The sequence below is a fragment of the Jiangella endophytica genome, from assembly GCF_003427025.1.
GTDB classification, from domain to species: Bacteria; Actinomycetota; Actinomycetes; order Jiangellales; family Jiangellaceae; genus Jiangella; species Jiangella endophytica.
In genome coordinates, this window is record NZ_QVAI01000013.1 from 14,550 (window position 1) to 33,104 (window position 18,555).

The window sequence follows — 18,555 nt, forward strand, 5'->3', positions numbered from 1 at the left end:
GGTCGGATCATTGATGATCATGGAATCAGCGCGCGGCGCCGAGATAGGTGCGCCAGCCACCGTAGGAGGTGATGTCGGGGGCCCCGTCGAGCGCGATCGGCTCGCAGAGGAAGCCCGCGACGCCCCGGCCGTCGTCGAGGCGGACGGAGCCGATGCCCATGGGCGCGGGCAGGCCGGCGACGAACGCGCCGAAGCCGGACGCGGGCAGCCGCCACAGCTCGCCCTCGATCGCGGCCCCGCCGGTCGCCACCCGGGCCAGGCCGGGCTTCGGCGGCGTGGTCGGCAGCGCGTGCAGCCGGTACGACGGCTCCGTCCGCACGCCGGCGACGAAGCTGCCGCCGGCGGAGACCAGCTGGTGGTTCAGCGGCTGTCCGCGCAGGTGCGCCCCGACGACGAGCAGGTCGACCGGCGGGGCGGCGATCCGCTCCGCGAGCTGCGCCAGCGTGCGGTCGGCGAACGGGTCGCCGGTGAGCATCACCCCGAACGGCAGGCCGGCGACGGCACCGGCCGGGACGGCGAGCGCGCTGCGGTCCAGCAGGTTCGCGAAGTTCGTGTAGCGGCCCATGCGCGCGTTGGCGCCGACCGGGTCCGCGGCGACCTCGGCGAGGGTGGGATGCCAGGTGGTCGTCGGGGTGAGCAGCGCGGCCGTGCCGTCCAGCCGGGACAGCCCTTCGCGGCCGAGGCGGTCCAGCCGCTCACGGTCGCGGACGTAGTCGACGGCGCGGACCCGCTCGCCGGCGAGGATGATCGCCGCGACGGTCGGATCGAGGTCGCCGCCGACGAGTTCGGGGTGGGCGGCGATGAAGTCGCCCACCGCCGCGGTGCGCTCGGCGACGAACGCGCCGTCGTACAGCAGGGCTGCCGCGTCCAGCAGCGGCGCGATGTCGACCTCGACGATCTCGGTGCCGGTGGCGGCGAGGTCCGCCACGACGCGGGCAAAGGCGTCGCCCCAGCCGCCGGCCAGCCCGTCCAGGTGCTCGGCCGTCGGTACGGCGACCCGGGGCACGGCGGGCAGGGCCGGCGCCGGGCGGTCTGGGCGGGTCAGCGGGTCGGCGCCGTCGGGGCCGCTCATGAGCTCGGCGGCGCGCCGGGCCAGGCCGAGGCCGCGAGCGAACACGGTGACGCAGTCGAGGGTGCGGCAGGCCGGGACGACCCCCGTCGCCGGCACCAGCCCGAGGGTGGGCTTGACGCCGTAGACCCCGTTGAGGGCCGCCGGCACGCGACCGGAGCCGGCGGTGTCGGTCCCCAGGGCGAGATCGACGATCCCGAGCGCCGTCGCGACGGCCGAGCCGGAGCTGGACCCGCCGGAGACGCGCGCCGGATCCCAGGCGTTGCGCACGGCGCCGAACGGGCTGCGGGTGCCCACCAGGCCGGTGGCGAACTGGTCGAGGTTGGTCTTGCCGATCACGACGGCGCCGGCCGCCCGCAACCGCGCGACGGTTGATGCGTCGTGCTCCGGGTCGTACGCGAACGCCCGGCTGCCCGCCGTCGTCGGCAGACCGGCGACGTCGATGTTGTCCTTGACCGCCAGCACCGTCCCCGCGAGCGGGAGCCGCTCCCCCGCCTCGGCGCGCCGGTCGGTCTCCGCGGCCTCGGCCAGCGCCGCCGCCTCGTCGCGCAGCGTGATCCAGACCTCGGGCCGGCCGACCTCGCCCACCCTGGCGTAGGCCGCCGCTACCGCGTCGGTACTGGTCACGGACTCGTCACGATCATCCGCAGGGGCGTGCAACTGAAGTCGTTGCAGGGGTTGTTCATCTGCGGGCAGTTCGAGACGACCACCAGCACGTCCCGTTCGGCGCGCAGCGCCACCCGCTTGCCCGGGGCGGACATCCCGTCGACGATGCCGAGCGAGCCGTCCGCCTCCACCGGCACGTTCATGAACCAGTTGAGGTTCGACACGAGATCGCGCACGCCGAGCCCGTGCCGGGCCGCCTCGGCGAGGAAGTTCTCCCGGCACGCGTGCTGGTAGGCCGTGTGGTGGCCGTAGCGCAACGTGTTGGACTCCTTGCCGCAGGCGCCGCCGATGGTGTCCTGCCGGTCCACCTCGTTGCCGGCCACCGTCATGAGCGGCCGGCCGAGGTTGCTGCGCAGGACAGTGCCGGTGCGCACGTAGACGTTGCCCTGCCAGGCGATGGTGTCAGCCGCGCTGTACCGCTCGGCGGTGTCGTCAGCGGCGTAGAGCAGGCAGTCGGCCGACTGGTTGCCGCCGACGTCGACGATGGTCAGCACGTCGCCGGTGGCCACGACCCCGGACCACGCGGCTCGCGGGGCGACCCGTTCGTCCAGCACGACCCGGCCCGGCACGAGCGGGCCGGACCAGTCGAGCGGGCTGTCCGGGGCGTGGACGGGCCGCGGCGGGACCGTCGTCGTGAGGCTCATCTCGTGCTCCTTCGTGCTCACAGCCCGGCCAGGCCGGCGTAGGCGATCGTGTTGCGGTAGGCCCTCTCCCGCTCCGGTGAGGCCACGGCGACGGCGTCGTCGAGGGCGGTGGGCCTGGACCGCCAGGCGTGCACGCGCAGCGGCCCGGCGACGTAGTCCGGACGGGGGTCGCGTGGGTGCGGCGCGTTCGCGATCAGGACGATCAGCGGCAGCTCCGCGAGCAGGTCGACGCGGCGGCCGGGACCGGCCGAGCCGGTCCACTCGAGCGTGCCGTCGGCGGCGACCCGCACCCCTTTGAAGAACGACACCGCGGGCGGCAGGTCGCGCGTCTCCAGCCCGTGCTTGGCACCGGCCAGCCGCAGCAGCGCGTGGCCGGACGGGGACGGGCCCTCGGCCGCCGCGTCGCCGTACTTCGCCTCGTTCCAGGCGTCGCTGCTCGCGCCGCAGAACGCGTCGTGCCGCCCGGACGTGTCGGCGACGATCGTCGCCAGCACCCGGCCGTCGCCCGACAGCAGCGGGTGGCCCGCGCCGAGGTAGGCCTGCCACGGGATCTTCTGCGTGTCGGCCACGTTGAGCCGCTCGCCGGGCTCCACCGCGTTGTGGACGAGGACGCTCGCGCACGCCTCGCCGTCGGCGTCCTCCAGGCGCAGCCGGGTGCCGCGTGCCACCCGCAGGTGCGTGTAGCCGCCTGGCGCGACGGTCTCCGCCCAGGTCAGCGTGGCCGGGTCGATCCCCTCCGGTGGGTACGGCGTGTCCGCGGGCGGCAGGTAGGGCATCCACGCCGAGACCGCAGCCCGGCCGCGCGCGTCCGCCCGGGCCCGGCCCACGTCGGCGAGCGCTCCCTCACGTCCTCCTGTCGTCATGGACCTGTCTCCTCGCTCGTCGGTGGTTCTCCGTATCCGCCGCCGCCCGCGGCGGTGAGCCGCACGACGTCGCCCCGGCGGACCGCCAGGGACGACGTGTCGTACGGCAGCGGCTCCCAGGCACCGCCGGCCCGGCTCACCAGGACGCTCGCCGGGGCACCGGGCCCGCCTCCGGCCACGCCGCGCGCGGCGTGCTCGGGCCGGCGTTGCTCCGCCGCGACCCGGCCGCTGGCGTCGTCGGCGAGCAGCTCGTAGTCGCGCCGCACCGCACGGCCGCCCGGCCACGCGCCCGGGCCGCCGCTGCCGGGCACCAGAGCGCAGGACCGCACCCGCCACGGGTACTCCAACTCGATGACCTCGGCGGAGATGAGCGCGCAGTTGGACGTGTACGAGTCGATGCCGTCGTCGCCGGGCGCGCCACGGCGCGCGCCGCCGCCACCACCGACGGTGTCCATGAGCGTCTTCGCCGCGGCCGTGCGAGGGTCGACGGCGCGCATCAGCAGAACGGGGAACGAGACGTGGCTCGCCGCGACGGCGCGGTCCGGCAGCAACTCGCCGAGCGCGCGGAAGACGACATCGGTGAGCACCTGCACGGCCATGTGCCGCGACATCACCGCCGCCGGCCGGCGCGGCCGGAACAGCGACCCGTCGGGCACCCGGGCCTCGACGTGGCGCATGTAGCCGTGGTTCTGCCGCACCCCAGGGCCGAGGAAGCAGCGCAGCGCGTAGTACAGACTCGAGTAGGTGCTGGACCACGGCACGTTGAACGTCCCGGTGGTCTGCGCCGCCGACCCCGCGAGGTCCACGACCATGCGACCGGCCTCGATGGTCACGGCGGCCTGGACCCGCAGCGGCTCGTCGTAGTGCAGGCCGTCGCCGTCGAGGAAGCCGGTCGCCGTCACCGTGCGCCCGGGCCAGCCGCGCAGAACGGCCTCGGCGCGCGCCGACGTGTCGTCGATGAGGTCGTCGGCGGCGTCGCGCAGCGTTCCGGCGCCGTGCCGTGCCGCCAGCTCGCGCAGCCGTTCGACGCCACGCCGGCAGGCCGAGAGCTGGGCGGTGAGGTCACCTTCCACGGACTCGGGGTCGCGCACGTTGCGCAGCACGACCTCCCACAGCGCGTCGTTGCGGACGCCGCGTTCGAACAGCCGCACCGGCGGGAGCTGCAGGCCCTCCTCGAACAGATCGCGCGAGGCCTCGGTGTGCCCCGCGACCGCGCCCCGGTTGCGCGCCGAGATGCCGCCGATGTCGACGTGGTGCGCGACGGTCGCGACGTAGCCGAGCAGCTCCCCGCGGGCGTACACGGGCGTGAACACCTCGAGGTCGGGCAGGTGGGTCGCGCCGGCGTAGGGGTCGTTGGTCACGACGACGTCGCCGTCGGCCAGCGGTCCCGTGCGGGCCAGCGCGCCGGCGAGGGCGAACTCGAGCGTCCCGGCCTGCGCCGGGATGAGGTGGGAGTCGGCGACGAGACGCCCGTGCACGTCGAGGAAGCCGCAGGAGAAGTCCAGCATCTCGCGGATCAGGGGCGAGAACGAGCTGCGCTGCAGCAGCAGCGACATCTCGCCGACGACGGCCTCGAAGCCGTTCCACAGCAGCTCGCGCACCGCGGGCTCGGTCACTCGCATCGGGCCTCCTCGCGTTCCAGGACCATGCCGACCCCGTCGGCCCGGGCCACGCGCCAGCCGGACGGGATGAGCGTCGTGGTGTCGGTCTGCTGCACGATCGCCGGTCCGCGCAGCCCCGTCTCGACGTCACCGCGGTCGACGACGACGTACTCGACCGGCGCGCCCGAGGCGTCCCAGCCGGCGCGGCGGCGGGCCGGAGCCCGTTCGCGCGACGACCGGCCGTCGGCGGCCCAGTCGGCCGCGGCACGCGGCACGACGGCCCGCACGCGCAGCGTCACCAGCTCGATCGCGACGTCGTCCCAGGCGTGGCCGTACACCGACCGGTGCGTCCGGCGGAAGGCCACCTCCAGCCGCTCGACGTCGCCGGGACCCAGCGCGCATGCCGCGGACACCGGGATCGTCAGCTCGTAGGCCTGCCCGGCGTAGCGCAGGTCGGCGTCGAGGCTCAGCGCCGGCTCGGCGGCCACCCCGGCGCCGCGCAGCAGGCTCGTGGCCTCCTCGACCAGCGCGCCGACGAGCGCGTCGACCTGCCCGTGGTCCAGCGCGCGCAACGGCGCCACGTGCGTGCGGCTGAGGTCGTACCGCCCGTCACCCATCAGCAGCCCCAGCGCCGACGTCAGCCCCGGGTAGCGCGGCACGACGACGCGCCGGATGCCGAGGTCCGCCGCGATGGCGCAGGCGTGCAACGGGCCGGCGCCACCGAATGCCATCAGCGCGTGGTCGCGCACGTCGATCCCGCGAGCGACCGTGACCGCGCGCAGGGCGTCGGCCATCCGGCCGTCGGCGATGCTGACCACGCTCGCGGCCGCGGTCTCGCCGCCCAGGCCCAGCGGCGCCGCGACGTCCCGGTCGATCGCCGCCCGGGCCCGGACCGGGTCGAGCGGGAGCGCGCCGCCCAGCAGGCCGGCCGGGTCGATGGAGCCGCGGACGACGTGTGCGTCGGTGACGGTCGCGTGCCGGCCGCTGCCGTAGGCGGCCGGTCCCGGATCGGCGCCCGCGCTGTCGGGACCGACGGCGAGCGAGCCGAAGTCGTCGACCCGGGCCAGCGACCCGCCACCGGCGCCGATCGGCAGGACGTCGATCTGCGGCAGCGCGACCGGCAGGCCCGCGACCTCGCTGCGGTAGCGACGCCGCGCCTGCCCGTCCTCGATCAGCGCGACGTCGGCGCTGGTGCCTCCGACGTCGAGCATGACGACGTCCGGTTCACCGAGCCGCCGGCCCAGCTCGGCGGCCGCGACGGCGCCCGCAGCCGGGCCGGAGACGAGGAGTGCGACCGGCAGGTCCTTGGCCAGTGCCGCGGGGATCACCCCGCCGGTCGACGTCATCAGCTGGAACGCGCCGGTGAAGCCTCGCTCGCGCAGCCGCTCCTCCAGGCGCGCGAGGTAGCCGCCGCTGCGCGGCAGCAGGGCGGCGTTGAGCACGGTGGTGGCCGCTCGCGGGTACTCGCGGAACTCAGGCGCGACCGACGACGACATCGTGACGGGCAGTCCGGGCAGCTCCGCCCGCACGATCGCCGCCGCCCGGCGCTCGTGCGCGGCGTCGGCGAACGAGAACAGGAACACGATCGCGACCGCGTCGACGGTGCCGGCGAGCTCGCGCGCCGCCCGGCGGACGTCATCCTCGGCGAGCGGCGTGACGACCGCGCCGTCCACGCCGACCCGCTCACGCACTCCGTGGACCCGCTCGCGAGGCACGATCGCCGCGGTCTTGGGCCGCCAGGGGTCGTAGAGGTCGGGCCGCTGCTGGGTGCCGATCTCGAGGATGTCCTCGAACCCGGCCGTGACGAGCAGCCCGACACGGGCGTAGTCGCCCATGATGACGGCGTTCGTCGCGACCGTCGTGCCGTGGACGACGGCGGTGATGTCGCCCGGCGCCAGCCTCGACCGTTCGAGCAGGCGGTCGACCGCGGTGACGAGGGCGATCCCGGGATCGGACGGCGTCGACCTGACCTTGTGGACGTGCAGGGTGCCGTCGGCCGTGAGCAGCGCCGCGTCGGTGTGGGTGCCGCCGATGTCGACGGCGACGACGTTGCGCCCGCTCACCGCAGCGCCACCAGGTCCGCCGCCGCCCGGGCGGAGCCCCACGACAGCGCCACTCCGGCGCCGCCGTGCCCGTAGCAGTACACGACGTCGCGTCCGCCCGTCCGCTCCGCGGCGACCCGCACCTCGGGACGCACGGGCCGGTGGCCGACCGCCCGGCCGACGACGCGGGCGCCGGCGAGCGCGGGCTCGGCACGGACCGCCCGTTCGACGAGCTCCCGTTCCAGCACGGGATCGGGATCGGGGTCCCAGACGCCGTCCTGCGCCGGGCCGCCGACCACGACGTCATCGAAGCGCGGGACGACGAACAGCGGCGCGAGCGGGCCGTCGCGGACGATCGTGGTGCGGGTCAGTCCCGGGTTCTCCAGCACCGCGACCTGACCGCGGACGGGGCGCAACGCGTCGTCGCCGGCCAGCGCTCCCGAGCCGCACCCCGCTGCCAGGACGACGACGTCGCCGGCCGGTCCGCCGTCGTCCAGCCGCGCCACCTCGCGCCGTTCGATGTCCACGCCCGCCTCGGCACAACGCGCTCGGAGCCAGGGCAGGTACCGGCTGGTGTCGACCAGCGGGATGCTCGCCACCGTGCCCACGCGACAGCCCGGCGGCAGCTCCTGCGCCGTCGCCTCGCGCAGCGGCGGGGTGAAGCCGCGCAGCCACGGGTCCGGCGTCGCCGCCGCCACGCCGACGGTGCGGGCCGGCTGCTCGCGCACGCCCGTCTCCGGACCGGCGTCGCGGCGCAGCCGCGCGAGCGTCGCATAGGCCCATGCGCGCACCCGCTCGCTGCGCTCCACGAGCGGCACCGCCCACAGCGACGCGGCCGCCGCCGAGGCCGTCCCGGCGCCGGTCTCGCGCGCGACGACCCGCACCGGGTGGCCCCGTTCGGCCAGCACGAGCGCGCAGCTGAGGCCGACGACGCCGGCCCCGATGACGGTCACCGCGCGTCGCGTCACGAGTCGCCCGCCGGGCGGTCGAGCAGCCGCCGCGGCTCGTCCACGAGCATCCGGTCGAGGCGCCGCGCCGGGATCCCGCTATCGCGCAGCGCGGGCACGATCCGCGCCAGCAGGTGACCGTAGCCGTGGCCGCCGTAGGTCCGCAGCTGCGCCTTCGTCCACAACGACCCGCCCAGGACGTGCCGCGACCCGGGATGCTCCGCACAGAACCGGGTGAAGAAGTCCAGACGCTCGGCGTCGGAGGGATTGCGGACGCGGTCCAGGTGACCGGCCTCCGTGCCGAAGCACATCTCGAGCACGGCGCCCGCGGCGGCGAGCTCGGCCCAGTACGCGGCGTCCATGTACTCGTCGGCGTTGGTGAACACGACCCGCTCGGCCGGCAGGCCCTCGGCGGCGCAGAGGGCGAGCACCTCCGGGCCGCGGGCGGTGTCGGGGTCGAGCCGGATCGAGACGGCGGCGCCGGCCCGGACGGCGGCCCGCGCGGCGGCGCGGAGCATGGAGCGCTCCTCCTCCGGCAGGTCCGCCGTCGTGCCCATGATGCCGAGCAGGCCGGCGCGGTATCCGGTGCCCGGCACGCGGTCCAGCAGCGCACCGGCCAGGTGCCGCTCCAGGCCGTCCTCGTCGAGCTCGGCGATCCAGCCGGGCAGGGTGCGCCGGATGTAGGCGCCGTAGCTGCAGACGATCGTCATCCCGGAGCGGCGGGCCACGTCCGGCAGACCGGCGTGGCCCGGGCCGAGGCCCCACGACGTGTCCTCGACGAGCGCACGCTGGCCGAGTTCGACGGCATGGGCCAGTTCGGCGACGGCGACGTCCGGCTCGTCCAGCCGCAGGTTGTCCGCCAGCGCGAGCATGTTCGAGCGCAGGTAGTCCTGCGTTTCGGGGCCTACCCGCTCCGATGCCGGGCCGGGCGCGGCGCCGTCGCGACGCAGCGCCGACGCGTCGCTCAGGACGTGGTCGTGCATCGACGTGACGCCCAGCCGTTCCGCCGGGACGGGGCCCAGGACGGTCTCGATCACGCGCGTCCCTCCGGTGCGGGGTCTCGGGTCTCGACGACCGCGACCAGCTCGAACACGTTGCCGCCGGACAGGCTCAGGACGCCGATGCTGGCCGACGTCCCCCGCCCGGCCTCGGCACCGAAGACCTCGACGAACAGGTCGAGCGCGCCGTTCGCGACGAGGTTGACGTCGGTGAACTCAGGGGTCGTCACGACGAAGCAGAGCGTGCGCACGAACGCGGTGACCTCGTCGAGCGTGCCGGCGGCGTAGCGGATGAGGCCGAGCACGTTGACCGCCGCCGCACGGGCGGCGAGGTAGCCCTGCTCCTGCGTGACGCCGGCGCCGACCCGGCCGGGGTACAGCTTGATGCCCTGCCGGTCCTCCGGCGTCATGCCGCTGATCGTGACCGTGCGGCCGGAGCGATGGAAGGCCTTCATCGGGCTGTAGCGCTCGCCGTAGGGCGGATCGGCGTAGTCGGGGATCACCAGGCCGAGCTCGGCCACGCGCTGCTCAGGGGTGGGGGTCGTCGGCACGAGGCTCCTCCGCTAGAATGGATCCATTCAGGATGTTATCGGATCCACATCTGTTTGGGGAGGGTACATGGCCGGTGCGGAACAGCGGGCCCGGGAGCTCGGGCTCGCCATCCCCGACTACGCCGATCCGCCGTACGGCCGGCGCTACGGGCCCATGAAGCCGTTCCATCGCATCGGTGACCTGCTGCAGCTCAGTGGCCTGACCCCCGAGAACCGCGCCGGCGAGCGGCTGCATCCCGGCGTCGTCGGCGTCGACGTGACCATCGAGCAGGGCTACGCAGCAGCCCGGCTGACCGCGATCCACACGCTCGGGATGATCCGTTACGCCATCGGCTCGCTCGACAACGTCGCGAGCCTGTCCCGTGCCCTGTGCTTCGTGGTCTGCCCGCCGGGGTTCGAGCTGCCGCACGAGGTGTCCAACGGCGCCAGCGACCTCTTCCTCGAGGTCTTCGGCGCCGACGTCGGCAGCATGGGCCGCGCGTCCATCGGCGCCACGACTCTGTCGCGCAACAACTGCTTCGAGCTCTGGCTCGACCTGGAGTGCGTGCCCGAGCCGACCGCCGTATGAGGGGCGAGCACGACATCACCCGCACCGTCCCGTTCTGGCTGATCTTCGCCGCCTCCGCCCTCGGCGCGATGACGAACGCGGCCAGCACGCCGATCATCCCGGTCTACGTCGAACGCGTCCTGGGTGGCGGCACCACACTGTCGGGGGTGGTCATCGCCCTCGCGGCCGTCTCGTCGATGATCGCGATGCCGGTCGCCGGCATGCTGGGCGACCGGCGCGGGTACCGGACGGTCGCCCTGGCCGGCGGTGCACTGGCGGCGCTCGGCATGGTGCTGCTGGCGGCGCTGCCGTCGCTATGGGGCGCCGGCCTGGGCCGCATCCTGTTCGGCCTCGGCAACGCCGCGGCGATGACGCTCGTCATGACCTGGCTGGTCGCCATGGCACCGGCGGCGCAACGCGGCAAGGCGCTGAGCATCTTCGGGCTGAGCGTGTGGATCGGGCTCGCGCTCGGACCGCAGGTCGGCACGGCCGTGAACCAGGCCGCCGGACCCGTCGCCGTGTTCGTCGTCTGCGCCACGCTGGAGCTGGCCACCGCCACGCTGATCGCCTTCCTGCCGCGTCCGTCACGGCCGGTGTTGCCCGACGTGACGGCACCGATCCCCCGGCGCACCGTCGCGGCCGGGCGCGCCTTCGTCGCCGTCTGGGTCCCCGGCATCGCCGCGGCGGCGGCCTGGTGCGGCGAAGGCCTCATGCTCGGCTTCCTCATCGTGCATCTCGAAGGCGGCGGCGTGCCGTCGAGCGGCCTGCTGAGCGCCGCGTCCGTCTTCGGCGTCTTCTCCGTCGCCGTCATCGCGGCCCGCATCGCCCTCGCGTCCCTGCCCGACCGCCTCGGCCCGCTGCGCGCGACCGCCATCTCCCTGTGCGCGCTCGCGGCCGGCCTGGCCACGCTCGGGTTCGCCCGCAGCTTCTGGACCGCGGCCCTCGGCGCCGTGCTCATCGGGGTCGGCTTCTCACCGCTCTACCCCTCGCTGACGATGCTCGCCACGCGCGGCCTGACCCCGGAGAACCGTGCGCTCGGCCTGGGCATGTTCTCCAGCTTCACCAGCGTCGGCTACGCCAGCGGCGCCCTCATCGGCGGCCTCGTCATCGCCGTCGCCTCCACGACATGGGCGTTCACTCTGGTCGCCGCCCTGCAGGTCGCCGCCCTGGCCGCCGTCACGATCTTCACCCGCGACGACTCACCACGCGAACGCCCGGACGGCGACGAACCGCGCGACCCCGCCGCCTGACGCGGCTGTCATCGATGCTCCTCGATCCACCGGTTCGGTCGGCGTGCTCGCGTCGGCCCGGGCCTACTCGCGTCAGCTCGACGTACTCGCGTCAGCCCGGCGTGCCCGGGTCGGCTCGGCGTGCCCGGGTCGGCTCGGCGTGCCCGGGTCGGCCCGGCGTACCCGCGTCAGCCCGGCGTGCTCGCGTCGGCCCGGCGTGCCGTTCCTTGGGTCTGCCGCGTTCGCCGTCCCCCTGCTGCCCATTTTCTGAGCCGCGCACCCGCGCCTCAAGCGGACCAACGGGCGCTCCGCGCCGACGAGACCGCTTGACCCACGGCCGCACGGTCTCAGAACTGGCAGCTATCAGGGGGACGGGGGAGGTGTGGGCACGCCTCGTGCTTCGCAGCCGACGCTACGGTCGTTCGCGGACGTGGACCGGCCCATCGACGGCCGTCACCTCCACCCCACCGGTGCCGTTGGGGCTGCTGGTACCCGTGGTGGCTTGTGGACAGCCATGATCATCAACGATCGCTTACTTCACCAGGCGTTCTCCCCCTCCACCAGGCATGCATGCCTCGCAGAGCGAACACACTCCTGGGCAAGGCCCCCGAATCGCCGAGAAATCTCACCCACCGGACACCACACCTACCGCGACGGCCCCGACCATCAACCAAACGCCCCCCAGGGGAGCGTCGCAGGCGGCATAGGGCCACCGTCACACCACGACCAACGGCGCAAGACGGCGAACGGCCGGCGCCCCGGTTCGACGGCGCACCAAAAGGGGGCCGTGCCCGCACTCCCCCCGTCCCCCTGATAGCTGCCCGCACCGAGACCGCGAGGGTGCGGGTCAAGCGGCCATCGCCGGCGCGAAGCGCCCAACAGTCCGCTTGAGGCGCACCCTCGCGGCTCAGACAATCGGCAGCAGGGGGACACCCAACTGAGAACCCCCAGCCAACGCGCGCCCCCGGCCAACTTGCACCCCAAAGGGCACGGCAGCAAACCCCGGCGAACGTCAGGCAGCGACCATCGCCTTCGACGGCGGGGCGGCGATGACGTGAACGCGTTCCGGGTTGCGGCAGGCGACCCGGGCGGGCGCCCCCACCACGAGCGCCGACGCGTCGACGGACGTGGGCAGGGAGCAGACGACCCGCCGGCCGGCGCCGGTGAGCAGCTCCAGCCGGAACCTCGTGCCCTGGAAGCTCAGCAGGTGGATGGTGCCCTCGACGTGCCAGGCGGGACAGGCGTCGCCGGCGGGCACCAGTTCGAGGTCCTCGGGGCGGAGGACGGCTGTGCCGTCGACGTCGGCGTCGCGCGCGTCGTCGAGGATGCGGCCGCCGGCCGTCGGCAGCAGGTTGGCCTCCCCGAGGAAGCCGGCGACGTACTCGTCGACGGGATGGCGGTAGAGATCCTCGGGCGAGGCGACCTGGACCAGGACACCGTCGCGCATGATCGCGACCCGGTCGGACATCGTCAGCGCCTCGGTCTGGTCGTGCGTCACCGACACCGTGGTGATGCCCACCTTGCGCTGGATGCGGGTGACCTCGACCTGCATCTGTTCGCGCAGCTGCTTGTCCAGCGCCGCCATCGGCTCGTCCAGCAGGAGGACGCCGGGGTTGGCCGCCAGCGCCCGGGCCAGGGCGACGCGCTGGCGCTGGCCACCGGACAACGACGCCGGCGAACGGTCGGCCATGCCCGGCAGCTGGACGAGCGCGAGCATCTCCTCGGCGACGGCGCGCCGCTCCTTCGCGGGACGCCGGGCGGCGCGCAGCGGGAACGCGACGTTGTCGCCCACCGACATGTGCGGGAACAGCGCGTACGACTGGAAGACGACGCCGACGTTGCGCTTCTGCGGCGGCCGCTTGTCCACGTTGACACCGTCGAAGGTGAGGTGGCCGCTGTCGACCGCCTGCAGCCCGGCGACCACGTTCAGCAGGGTCGACTTGCCGCTGCCGCTGGCGCCGAGCAACGTCACGAACTCCCCCGGCTGGACGTCGAGCGACACGCCCTTGAGCACGTGGTTGTGGCCCAGTGTGACGTGCACGTCCGAGATCGAGAGGGCGATGGTCATGGCGTGACTCCTTCCAGCGCGGGCGTGCGCTCGGCGGGGCGAGCCGAGGCCGCACGGCGCGCGCGGCGCCGCCTGACGGCGTTGCTCAGGGGAATGACGGCGAGCACGAGGATGGCGAGGATCGAGACGAGCGTGGACGCCGCGGTCAGCTCGGGCGAGAACGCCTCCTGCGACGCGTTCAGCATCCGCAACGGCAGCGTCTGCTCGCCCGGCGGCATGAGGAAGACGGCGAGGACGACCTCGTCGAAGACCACCACGAACGCGAACAGCGCACCCGACAGCAGGTACGGCACCAGCGCCGGCAACTCGATCTTCCACAGGATCAGCGGCCACCGCGCGCCGAGCGTGCGCGCCGCCGGTCGCAGCGCGGGATCGATGCGGGCGATGCCGCCGGAGACGATGACGAAGACGTACGGCAGTGCGACGAGCGCGTGCCCGATGATCAGCGTGACCAGCGTGCCGCGCAGGAAGCCGAGGTCCATGTTCACGCCGTAGAGACCGACGGCGTAGGCGATCGGCGGCAGCGCGATCGGCACGATGAACAGGGTGCGGATCCAGCGTTGCGCCAGGCGGCTGCGCACCCGTGTCAGGCCGAGCGCGCCCAGCGTGCCCAGGACCGTGGCGATGGCGGTCGAGACCGTCGCCGTCCACAGCGACAGCCGGAACGACTCCATCCACCGGCTGTCGGTGAGCACCTCGGTGTACCACTGCAGCGAGAAGCCCTCGGGCGGGAACAGGATGAAGCTCCCCCCGGTCCACGACGTGGCGACGAGGATGAGGAAGGGGACGATCAGCAGCAGGCTCGCGAGTATCGCCACCACGACGACGGGCACCCGGTACCAGCCGAGACTGCGACCGACAGGCGTGCTCATCGCCTCACCCCCACTTCTCGCTGACGCGGAACAGGCGGTCGGCGATGAGGTAGACGATCATCGTCCCGCCCACGAGCAGGATGCTCATCGCCGCGCCGATGTCCGGCCGGTTCGCCTGGTTCATCTGGGCGTTGATGACCCCCGACACCGTCATGTTGCCGGGCCCGCCGAGCAGCAGGGGCGTGACGTAGAAGCCCAGCGACATGACGAACACGAGGACGCCGCCGCTCAGCACCGACGGCAGGATCTGCGGCCAGGTCACCGCCCGGAACGTCAGCAGCGGACCGGCGCCGAAGATCGTGGCCGCGTTGAGCTGCTCGCGGTCGAGCGACTGCAGTGCCGACATCACCGGCAAGACGGCGAACGGCAGCATGACGGCCACCATCGCCGGATACATGCCCAGTGTCGTCTGGTAGAGCTCGATCGGCTCGTCGGCCAGGCCGAACAGGCCGAGGAACCAGTAGATGGCGCCGCGGGGCAGCTCGAGCAGCATCCAGCCGAACGAGCGGACCATGATCGACGTCCACAGCGACAGGATCAGCGCCGCGAGCAGCGCGAAGCGCAGCCAGGCCGGCGACGCGACGACCGCGAGGCCGTAGGCCGTCCCCAGCACCATCGTCAGGACCATGACGACCACGGCCATGACGACGGTGCGCATGAGCGAGCCGGCGAACGCGGGCACGTCGAGCGCATCGATGTACGCCGATCCACCGCCCTCCAGCGACTGGATCACCAGCGTGACCAGCGGGAAGCCGAGCGCGAGGGCGAAGAAGACGAGTGGCGGCCACAGCAGCCACCGCGACTCAGCGGCGGTCGTCCCCGGTGGCCGGCGCACCGGTGCTATCCCGCGTGCTCGCGGCATGGCGGTCCCTGGCGTGGTCACGGCGTCATGCTCCTGGATCGACATTGCTCGGGTGTTTCGGGACGATCCGCGCGGGCGTCGTCATGGGGTCGCTCGTCACCCGGCCAGCCAGGCCGTGTACGCGGTCAGCAGGTCCTCGTAGTTCTCGCCGCGCCACTGGTTGTCCCAATGCAGCACCTGGTCCTCGTGCTCGGGCGAGTTCACCACGTTGGCCGCGACGTCTTCGGGGATGTGGTCGAAGACCTCGGAGTTCACCGGGCCGTACAGCGTGCGCTCGGTGAAGTCCGCCTGCCGCTCCGGGTCGTTCATCCAGCCGGCGAGGGCGGTGACGGCGTCCGGGTTGCCGGAGACCGCGGGGAAGGCGAAGCCGGACGGGACGACGAACGCCTCGTTCCACTGGATCGTGACGTCCTCACCGGCGTTCATCAGTGCCGTGTACTGGCCCGTCACGGTCACCGCGATGGCGGCGCTGCCGCTGACCAGCAGCTGCTGCACCTCCGGGTAGGCCTGATAGAACACCAGGTCGTCGCGGATGGTGTCGAGCTTGGCCTCGGCGCGCGGAATGTCGAGGGGGTAGAGGTCGTCCGGCGCGACGCCGTCGGCCAGCAGCGCGATCTCGTACGACGCGTCGAAGCTGCCCGGCGCCCCCGGCCAGGCACGCGTGCCCGGGAACGCCTCGGTGTCGAAGAAGTCCGCCCAGGTCTGCGGGCCGCCATCCGGGAAGGTGTCGGTGAGCCAGCCCTGCGCGATCCCGAAGACGAAGCCCCCGACGACGTACGGCCGCAACTCCTCGGGCAGCAGGTCTCCGCGCATCTCCTCCGGGAGCTCGAGGAGGTTGTCCGTGTGGGTCAGCGTCTCGGCGGCGCTGGACTGGAAGACGTCGTAGTCGCCGTCCTCGCCGTCGAGCATGCCCATGTAGATGGCGTCCTCGATGGCGACGGAGACCACCTCGACACCGGTCTCGTCCTGGAAGCCGTCGAAGTACGCCGCCTGCCGGCTCTCGTTGGTCGGACCGCCGTAGTCGGCAAAGATGATCTCGCCGCTCAGGTCGGACCCGCCGCTCGCACCGGCCGACGCGGTGTCGTCGGAGCCCGCGCAGCCGGCGGCCAGGGCGGTGACCAAGGTGAGAGCGATGCCGGCCATCGCGGCACGGCGCACTCGGATGAAGCCTGCCATGGGAAGCGGTCCTCCTCGATCGGCCGGGGCTCACGGTTACATTCAGTGGATCCAATCTAGGCGTCTATGGATCCTAGAGCGTATCCGGGATGTTTCACCTCTGCAACAGTCGTTCCGATTCACGCGCGGAGGTCAGTCGCCGAGGACGGGCGCGCCGGACACGAACCTGTCGACGACGTTGCCGAGCAGCCGGGACACCGACGTCTCGCCGTCGTCGCCGTCGCGCAGCGCCCCGGCGAAGGCGATCGATCCGGTCGAGAACACCGCTCCGCCGCCGGCCCGCGGCACCAGGACGAGGTCCGACCGCACCCTCGGGTTGCGGGCGCCGCCCAGGATCCTGCTCGTCATGTTGAAGTTCTCGCGCGCCTCGAGCATGTCGTCGCCGTGACCGACGGACGTGGCGAGGACGACGGCGTCGGGCGACGTGCCCAGCTGAGGGCTGGCCGAGTCGATCTCCAGCCCGGCGGCGCCGCCGGAGACGCCGTAGCGCCCGAAGTCCGTCCCGCCGTCCGGGCCCAGGACGCCGTCGAACACCCAGGCCACGCGCGGATCGCCGGTGGCACGCCGGTACCCCGCGGAGGCGCCGGGGTTGCCCGCCGCGACGAACCCGACGCCGAACGTCTTCTGCGGGGCGCGCCCGCGGAAGCGCCAGATCCCGCCCGGCTCGCCGGTGAACGACAGGTGGTACTCCCCCGGGTCGGCGCACCAGGCCTGCGTGCCACCCCATCGACGGATCTCGATGACCTGCTCGTCCTCCGGGTCGTAGGCCGTGACCCAGTACATCCCGTTGCCACCGAGGTAGAGCAGCCGGCCGCCGGTCGACACGTAGCGCTCGTACGCGTCCAGCATCGGACCGCTCGCGTACTCCGGGTGCGAGCCGGTGAGCACCGCCGCGTACCGCGCGAGCAGGCCGGCGCCCTCGCGGTGCAGCTCGAGGTCGGTCACGACGTCGTACGGCCGGCCGGTGCGTTCGAGCCAGTCGACGATCTGCAGGTCGCCGGTGAACTGCCAGACCGGCGCGTTGTGGTCGTAGACGCGCTCGCGCATGGTCAGGATCGGCCGGCGCCAGCTGGAGTAGAACACCGGCGAACCGTCGCCGTGCACCTCGTACAGCGACGAGCCCAGGTCGCGGCGCGCGTTGCGGAACAGCTCGAAGTCGTCGAGCGTGGGCACCATCTGGCTCCACACCTGCGTACGCGGGCTGTCGACGCCCACGTGGTCGTTGGCGTACGCGAGGTAGGAGTTCGTCGGCAGCACGAGCAGCAGCGGCGCGGTGGCGGTCCCCTCCGGCGGCCCGACGAACACCGGCACGAGGTCCTCGGTGTCATCGTCGGCCGTGAGCCGGACCGCGTACACGCCGCTGCGCAGGTCCGGCGGCAGCGCGATGCCGACCTGCGAGCGCCAGCCGCAGTCGGTCAGGTCGTCGCGGTGAACGTGGATCGCCGCGTACTCGTCCGGTGCGAACCGCGCATCGGTGACCTCACCGCGCCAGCCTGACGCGGTGACGGCGCGGTGCGGATGCTGCGCGGCCACGCCGTGCCGGCCGTGGCCGCTCGCGTCCGTGACGTGCGTGGTGGCGGCGACCCCGGCGGGCCCGATGCCCGCGCCGAGGTCCCAGGCCGCGACGACGGCGGGATGCCCGGCCAGGTCCGCGCGCGAGCCCTCGGCCGTCGCGTCGGCCACGATCACCGGGTTCTCGACGCGGCCGTCGAAGCTCAGTTCGGGCTCGCGGCCGTCGCGCAGCGACCGGCAGCCCCACAGCAGCGGCCCGCGCGCCGGCACGACCGGCGAGCCGACGACGACCGACGCCGACGCGGGTCCGGCCGGCGGCCGCACGAACCGGTTGGCCGCCAGCGTGCCGGCCGGGCTCACCTCGATCCCCAGCCGCTCGCCGGGACGGCCGGGGATGGTGGCCCGGATCTCGACCCAGCAGCCCGGCGCCAGCGGCTCCCCCACGGCCAGACTCACCGGGCCGGACCTCGTGCACAGGCCGGCGCTCGCCCGGCCGTCCGGGGTCAGGCCCACCCACCAGCCGGTGCCGTCGGACGCGTGCGCGATCGCGACCTGCGGACCGTGTGCGGGGTCGCCCGGGGTGGTGGGCATGAGCGCGAGCGCGACGACGAGACCGTCCGCCCCGATCGGCGGGACGCCGTCGACGCGCACGTAGGAACCGGGGGCGGTCGACTGGTGGAGACCGGGCGCCATCACCGGGACGACGCCGGGCACCTCCTCGACGTGCTGGCGGACACCGGCGGACGGGATCTCCAGCGCCAGCAACCGCACCAGGTCACCGCGCCAGCGCCCCGCGCGCGTGCTCACGTGCAGGCCGACGGTGTCACCCGGCCGGTAGGAGACGCGGTCGGTGTAGCCCATGACCCGTGCCGGGACGACCACCGGGCGCGTCTGCTCACCCATGGCGA

Annotated in this window: 15 protein-coding genes; 2 read left to right on the plus strand and 13 right to left on the minus strand. The window is 73.7% G+C overall.

Annotation, left to right across the window (positions count from 1 at the left end):
• Nucleotides 1-25: 25 nt before the first annotated feature.
• From DZA62_RS23375 to DZA62_RS23410, 8 genes are read right to left on the minus strand one after another with little or no spacing between them, the layout of a single operon-like run.
• The gene (locus tag DZA62_RS23375) at nucleotides 26-1,696 is read right to left on the minus strand and encodes an allophanate hydrolase (protein ID WP_116951362.1); all 1,671 of its coding nucleotides are present in this window, start codon (nucleotides 1,694-1,696) and stop codon (nucleotides 26-28) included.
• Nucleotides 1,693-2,379 (minus strand): urea amidolyase associated protein UAAP2, encoded by a 687-nt coding sequence (locus DZA62_RS23380; protein WP_116951540.1) that lies wholly within the window; start codon nucleotides 2,377-2,379, stop codon nucleotides 1,693-1,695. Before DZA62_RS23380 ends, DZA62_RS23375 begins: the two co-directional genes overlap by 4 nt.
• Before the next feature lie 17 nt (nucleotides 2,380-2,396).
• A complete protein-coding gene (locus DZA62_RS23385) occupies nucleotides 2,397-3,242 on the minus strand; it encodes an urea amidolyase associated protein UAAP1 (RefSeq protein WP_116951363.1) in 846 nt (281 codons plus the stop codon).
• Complete coding sequence (locus DZA62_RS23390; RefSeq protein ID WP_116951364.1) at nucleotides 3,239-4,864, minus strand: hydantoinase B/oxoprolinase family protein; 1,626 nt, start codon at nucleotides 4,862-4,864, stop codon at nucleotides 3,239-3,241. Before DZA62_RS23390 ends, DZA62_RS23385 begins: the two co-directional genes overlap by 4 nt.
• On the minus strand, nucleotides 4,855-6,906 hold the full coding sequence (locus DZA62_RS23395) for a hydantoinase/oxoprolinase family protein (RefSeq protein WP_157987855.1): 2,052 nt from the start codon (nucleotides 6,904-6,906) through the stop codon (nucleotides 4,855-4,857). Before DZA62_RS23395 ends, DZA62_RS23390 begins: the two co-directional genes overlap by 10 nt.
• Nucleotides 6,903-7,838, minus strand: coding sequence for an NAD(P)/FAD-dependent oxidoreductase (locus DZA62_RS23400; protein ID WP_157987856.1), 936 nt, complete (start codon nucleotides 7,836-7,838; stop codon nucleotides 6,903-6,905). Before DZA62_RS23400 ends, DZA62_RS23395 begins: the two co-directional genes overlap by 4 nt.
• A gap of 11 nt (nucleotides 7,839-7,849) precedes the next feature.
• A complete protein-coding gene (locus DZA62_RS23405; protein ID WP_116951367.1) occupies nucleotides 7,850-8,869 on the minus strand; it encodes a phosphotriesterase family protein in 1,020 nt (339 codons plus the stop codon).
• Complete coding sequence (locus DZA62_RS23410) at nucleotides 8,866-9,381, minus strand: RidA family protein (RefSeq protein ID WP_116951368.1); 516 nt, start codon at nucleotides 9,379-9,381, stop codon at nucleotides 8,866-8,868. The genes DZA62_RS23405 and DZA62_RS23410 overlap by 4 nt, the downstream gene beginning before the upstream one ends.
• Nucleotides 9,382-9,448: 67 nt before the next feature.
• On the opposite strand from DZA62_RS23410, the gene DZA62_RS23415 reads away from it, so the two are divergent.
• Nucleotides 9,449-9,949, plus strand: a complete 501-nt coding sequence (locus tag DZA62_RS23415) for a RidA family protein (protein WP_116951369.1) — start codon at nucleotides 9,449-9,451, stop codon at nucleotides 9,947-9,949.
• Nucleotides 9,946-11,178, plus strand: coding sequence for an MFS transporter (locus DZA62_RS23420; RefSeq protein WP_116951370.1), 1,233 nt, complete (start codon nucleotides 9,946-9,948; stop codon nucleotides 11,176-11,178). The genes DZA62_RS23415 and DZA62_RS23420 overlap by 4 nt, the downstream gene beginning before the upstream one ends.
• 991 nt (nucleotides 11,179-12,169) lie before the next feature.
• Here DZA62_RS23420 and DZA62_RS23425 read toward each other — a convergent pair.
• The 5 genes from DZA62_RS23425 to DZA62_RS23445 all read right to left on the minus strand — a co-directional run bounded on the left by DZA62_RS23425 (nucleotide 12,170) and on the right by DZA62_RS23445 (nucleotide 18,550).
• Nucleotides 12,170-13,225 carry an ABC transporter ATP-binding protein gene (locus tag DZA62_RS23425; RefSeq protein ID WP_116951371.1) on the minus strand — a complete coding sequence of 352 codons (1,056 nt, stop codon included), beginning with the start codon at nucleotides 13,223-13,225 and terminating at the stop codon, nucleotides 12,170-12,172.
• Nucleotides 13,222-14,097 (minus strand): ABC transporter permease, encoded by an 876-nt coding sequence (locus tag DZA62_RS23430; protein WP_116951372.1) that lies wholly within the window; start codon nucleotides 14,095-14,097, stop codon nucleotides 13,222-13,224. Before DZA62_RS23430 ends, DZA62_RS23425 begins: the two co-directional genes overlap by 4 nt.
• Nucleotides 14,098-14,101: 4 nt before the next feature.
• Nucleotides 14,102-14,980, minus strand: a complete 879-nt coding sequence (locus DZA62_RS23435) for an ABC transporter permease (RefSeq protein WP_157987857.1) — start codon at nucleotides 14,978-14,980, stop codon at nucleotides 14,102-14,104.
• A 75-nt stretch (nucleotides 14,981-15,055) separates the two neighbouring features.
• The gene (locus DZA62_RS23440) at nucleotides 15,056-16,135 is read right to left on the minus strand and encodes an extracellular solute-binding protein (RefSeq protein ID WP_116951374.1); all 1,080 of its coding nucleotides are present in this window, start codon (nucleotides 16,133-16,135) and stop codon (nucleotides 15,056-15,058) included.
• A 132-nt stretch (nucleotides 16,136-16,267) separates the two neighbouring features.
• Nucleotides 16,268-18,550, minus strand: a complete 2,283-nt coding sequence (locus DZA62_RS23445; protein ID WP_116951375.1) for a N,N-dimethylformamidase beta subunit family domain-containing protein — start codon at nucleotides 18,548-18,550, stop codon at nucleotides 16,268-16,270.
• Nucleotides 18,551-18,555: the final 5 nt, after the last annotated feature.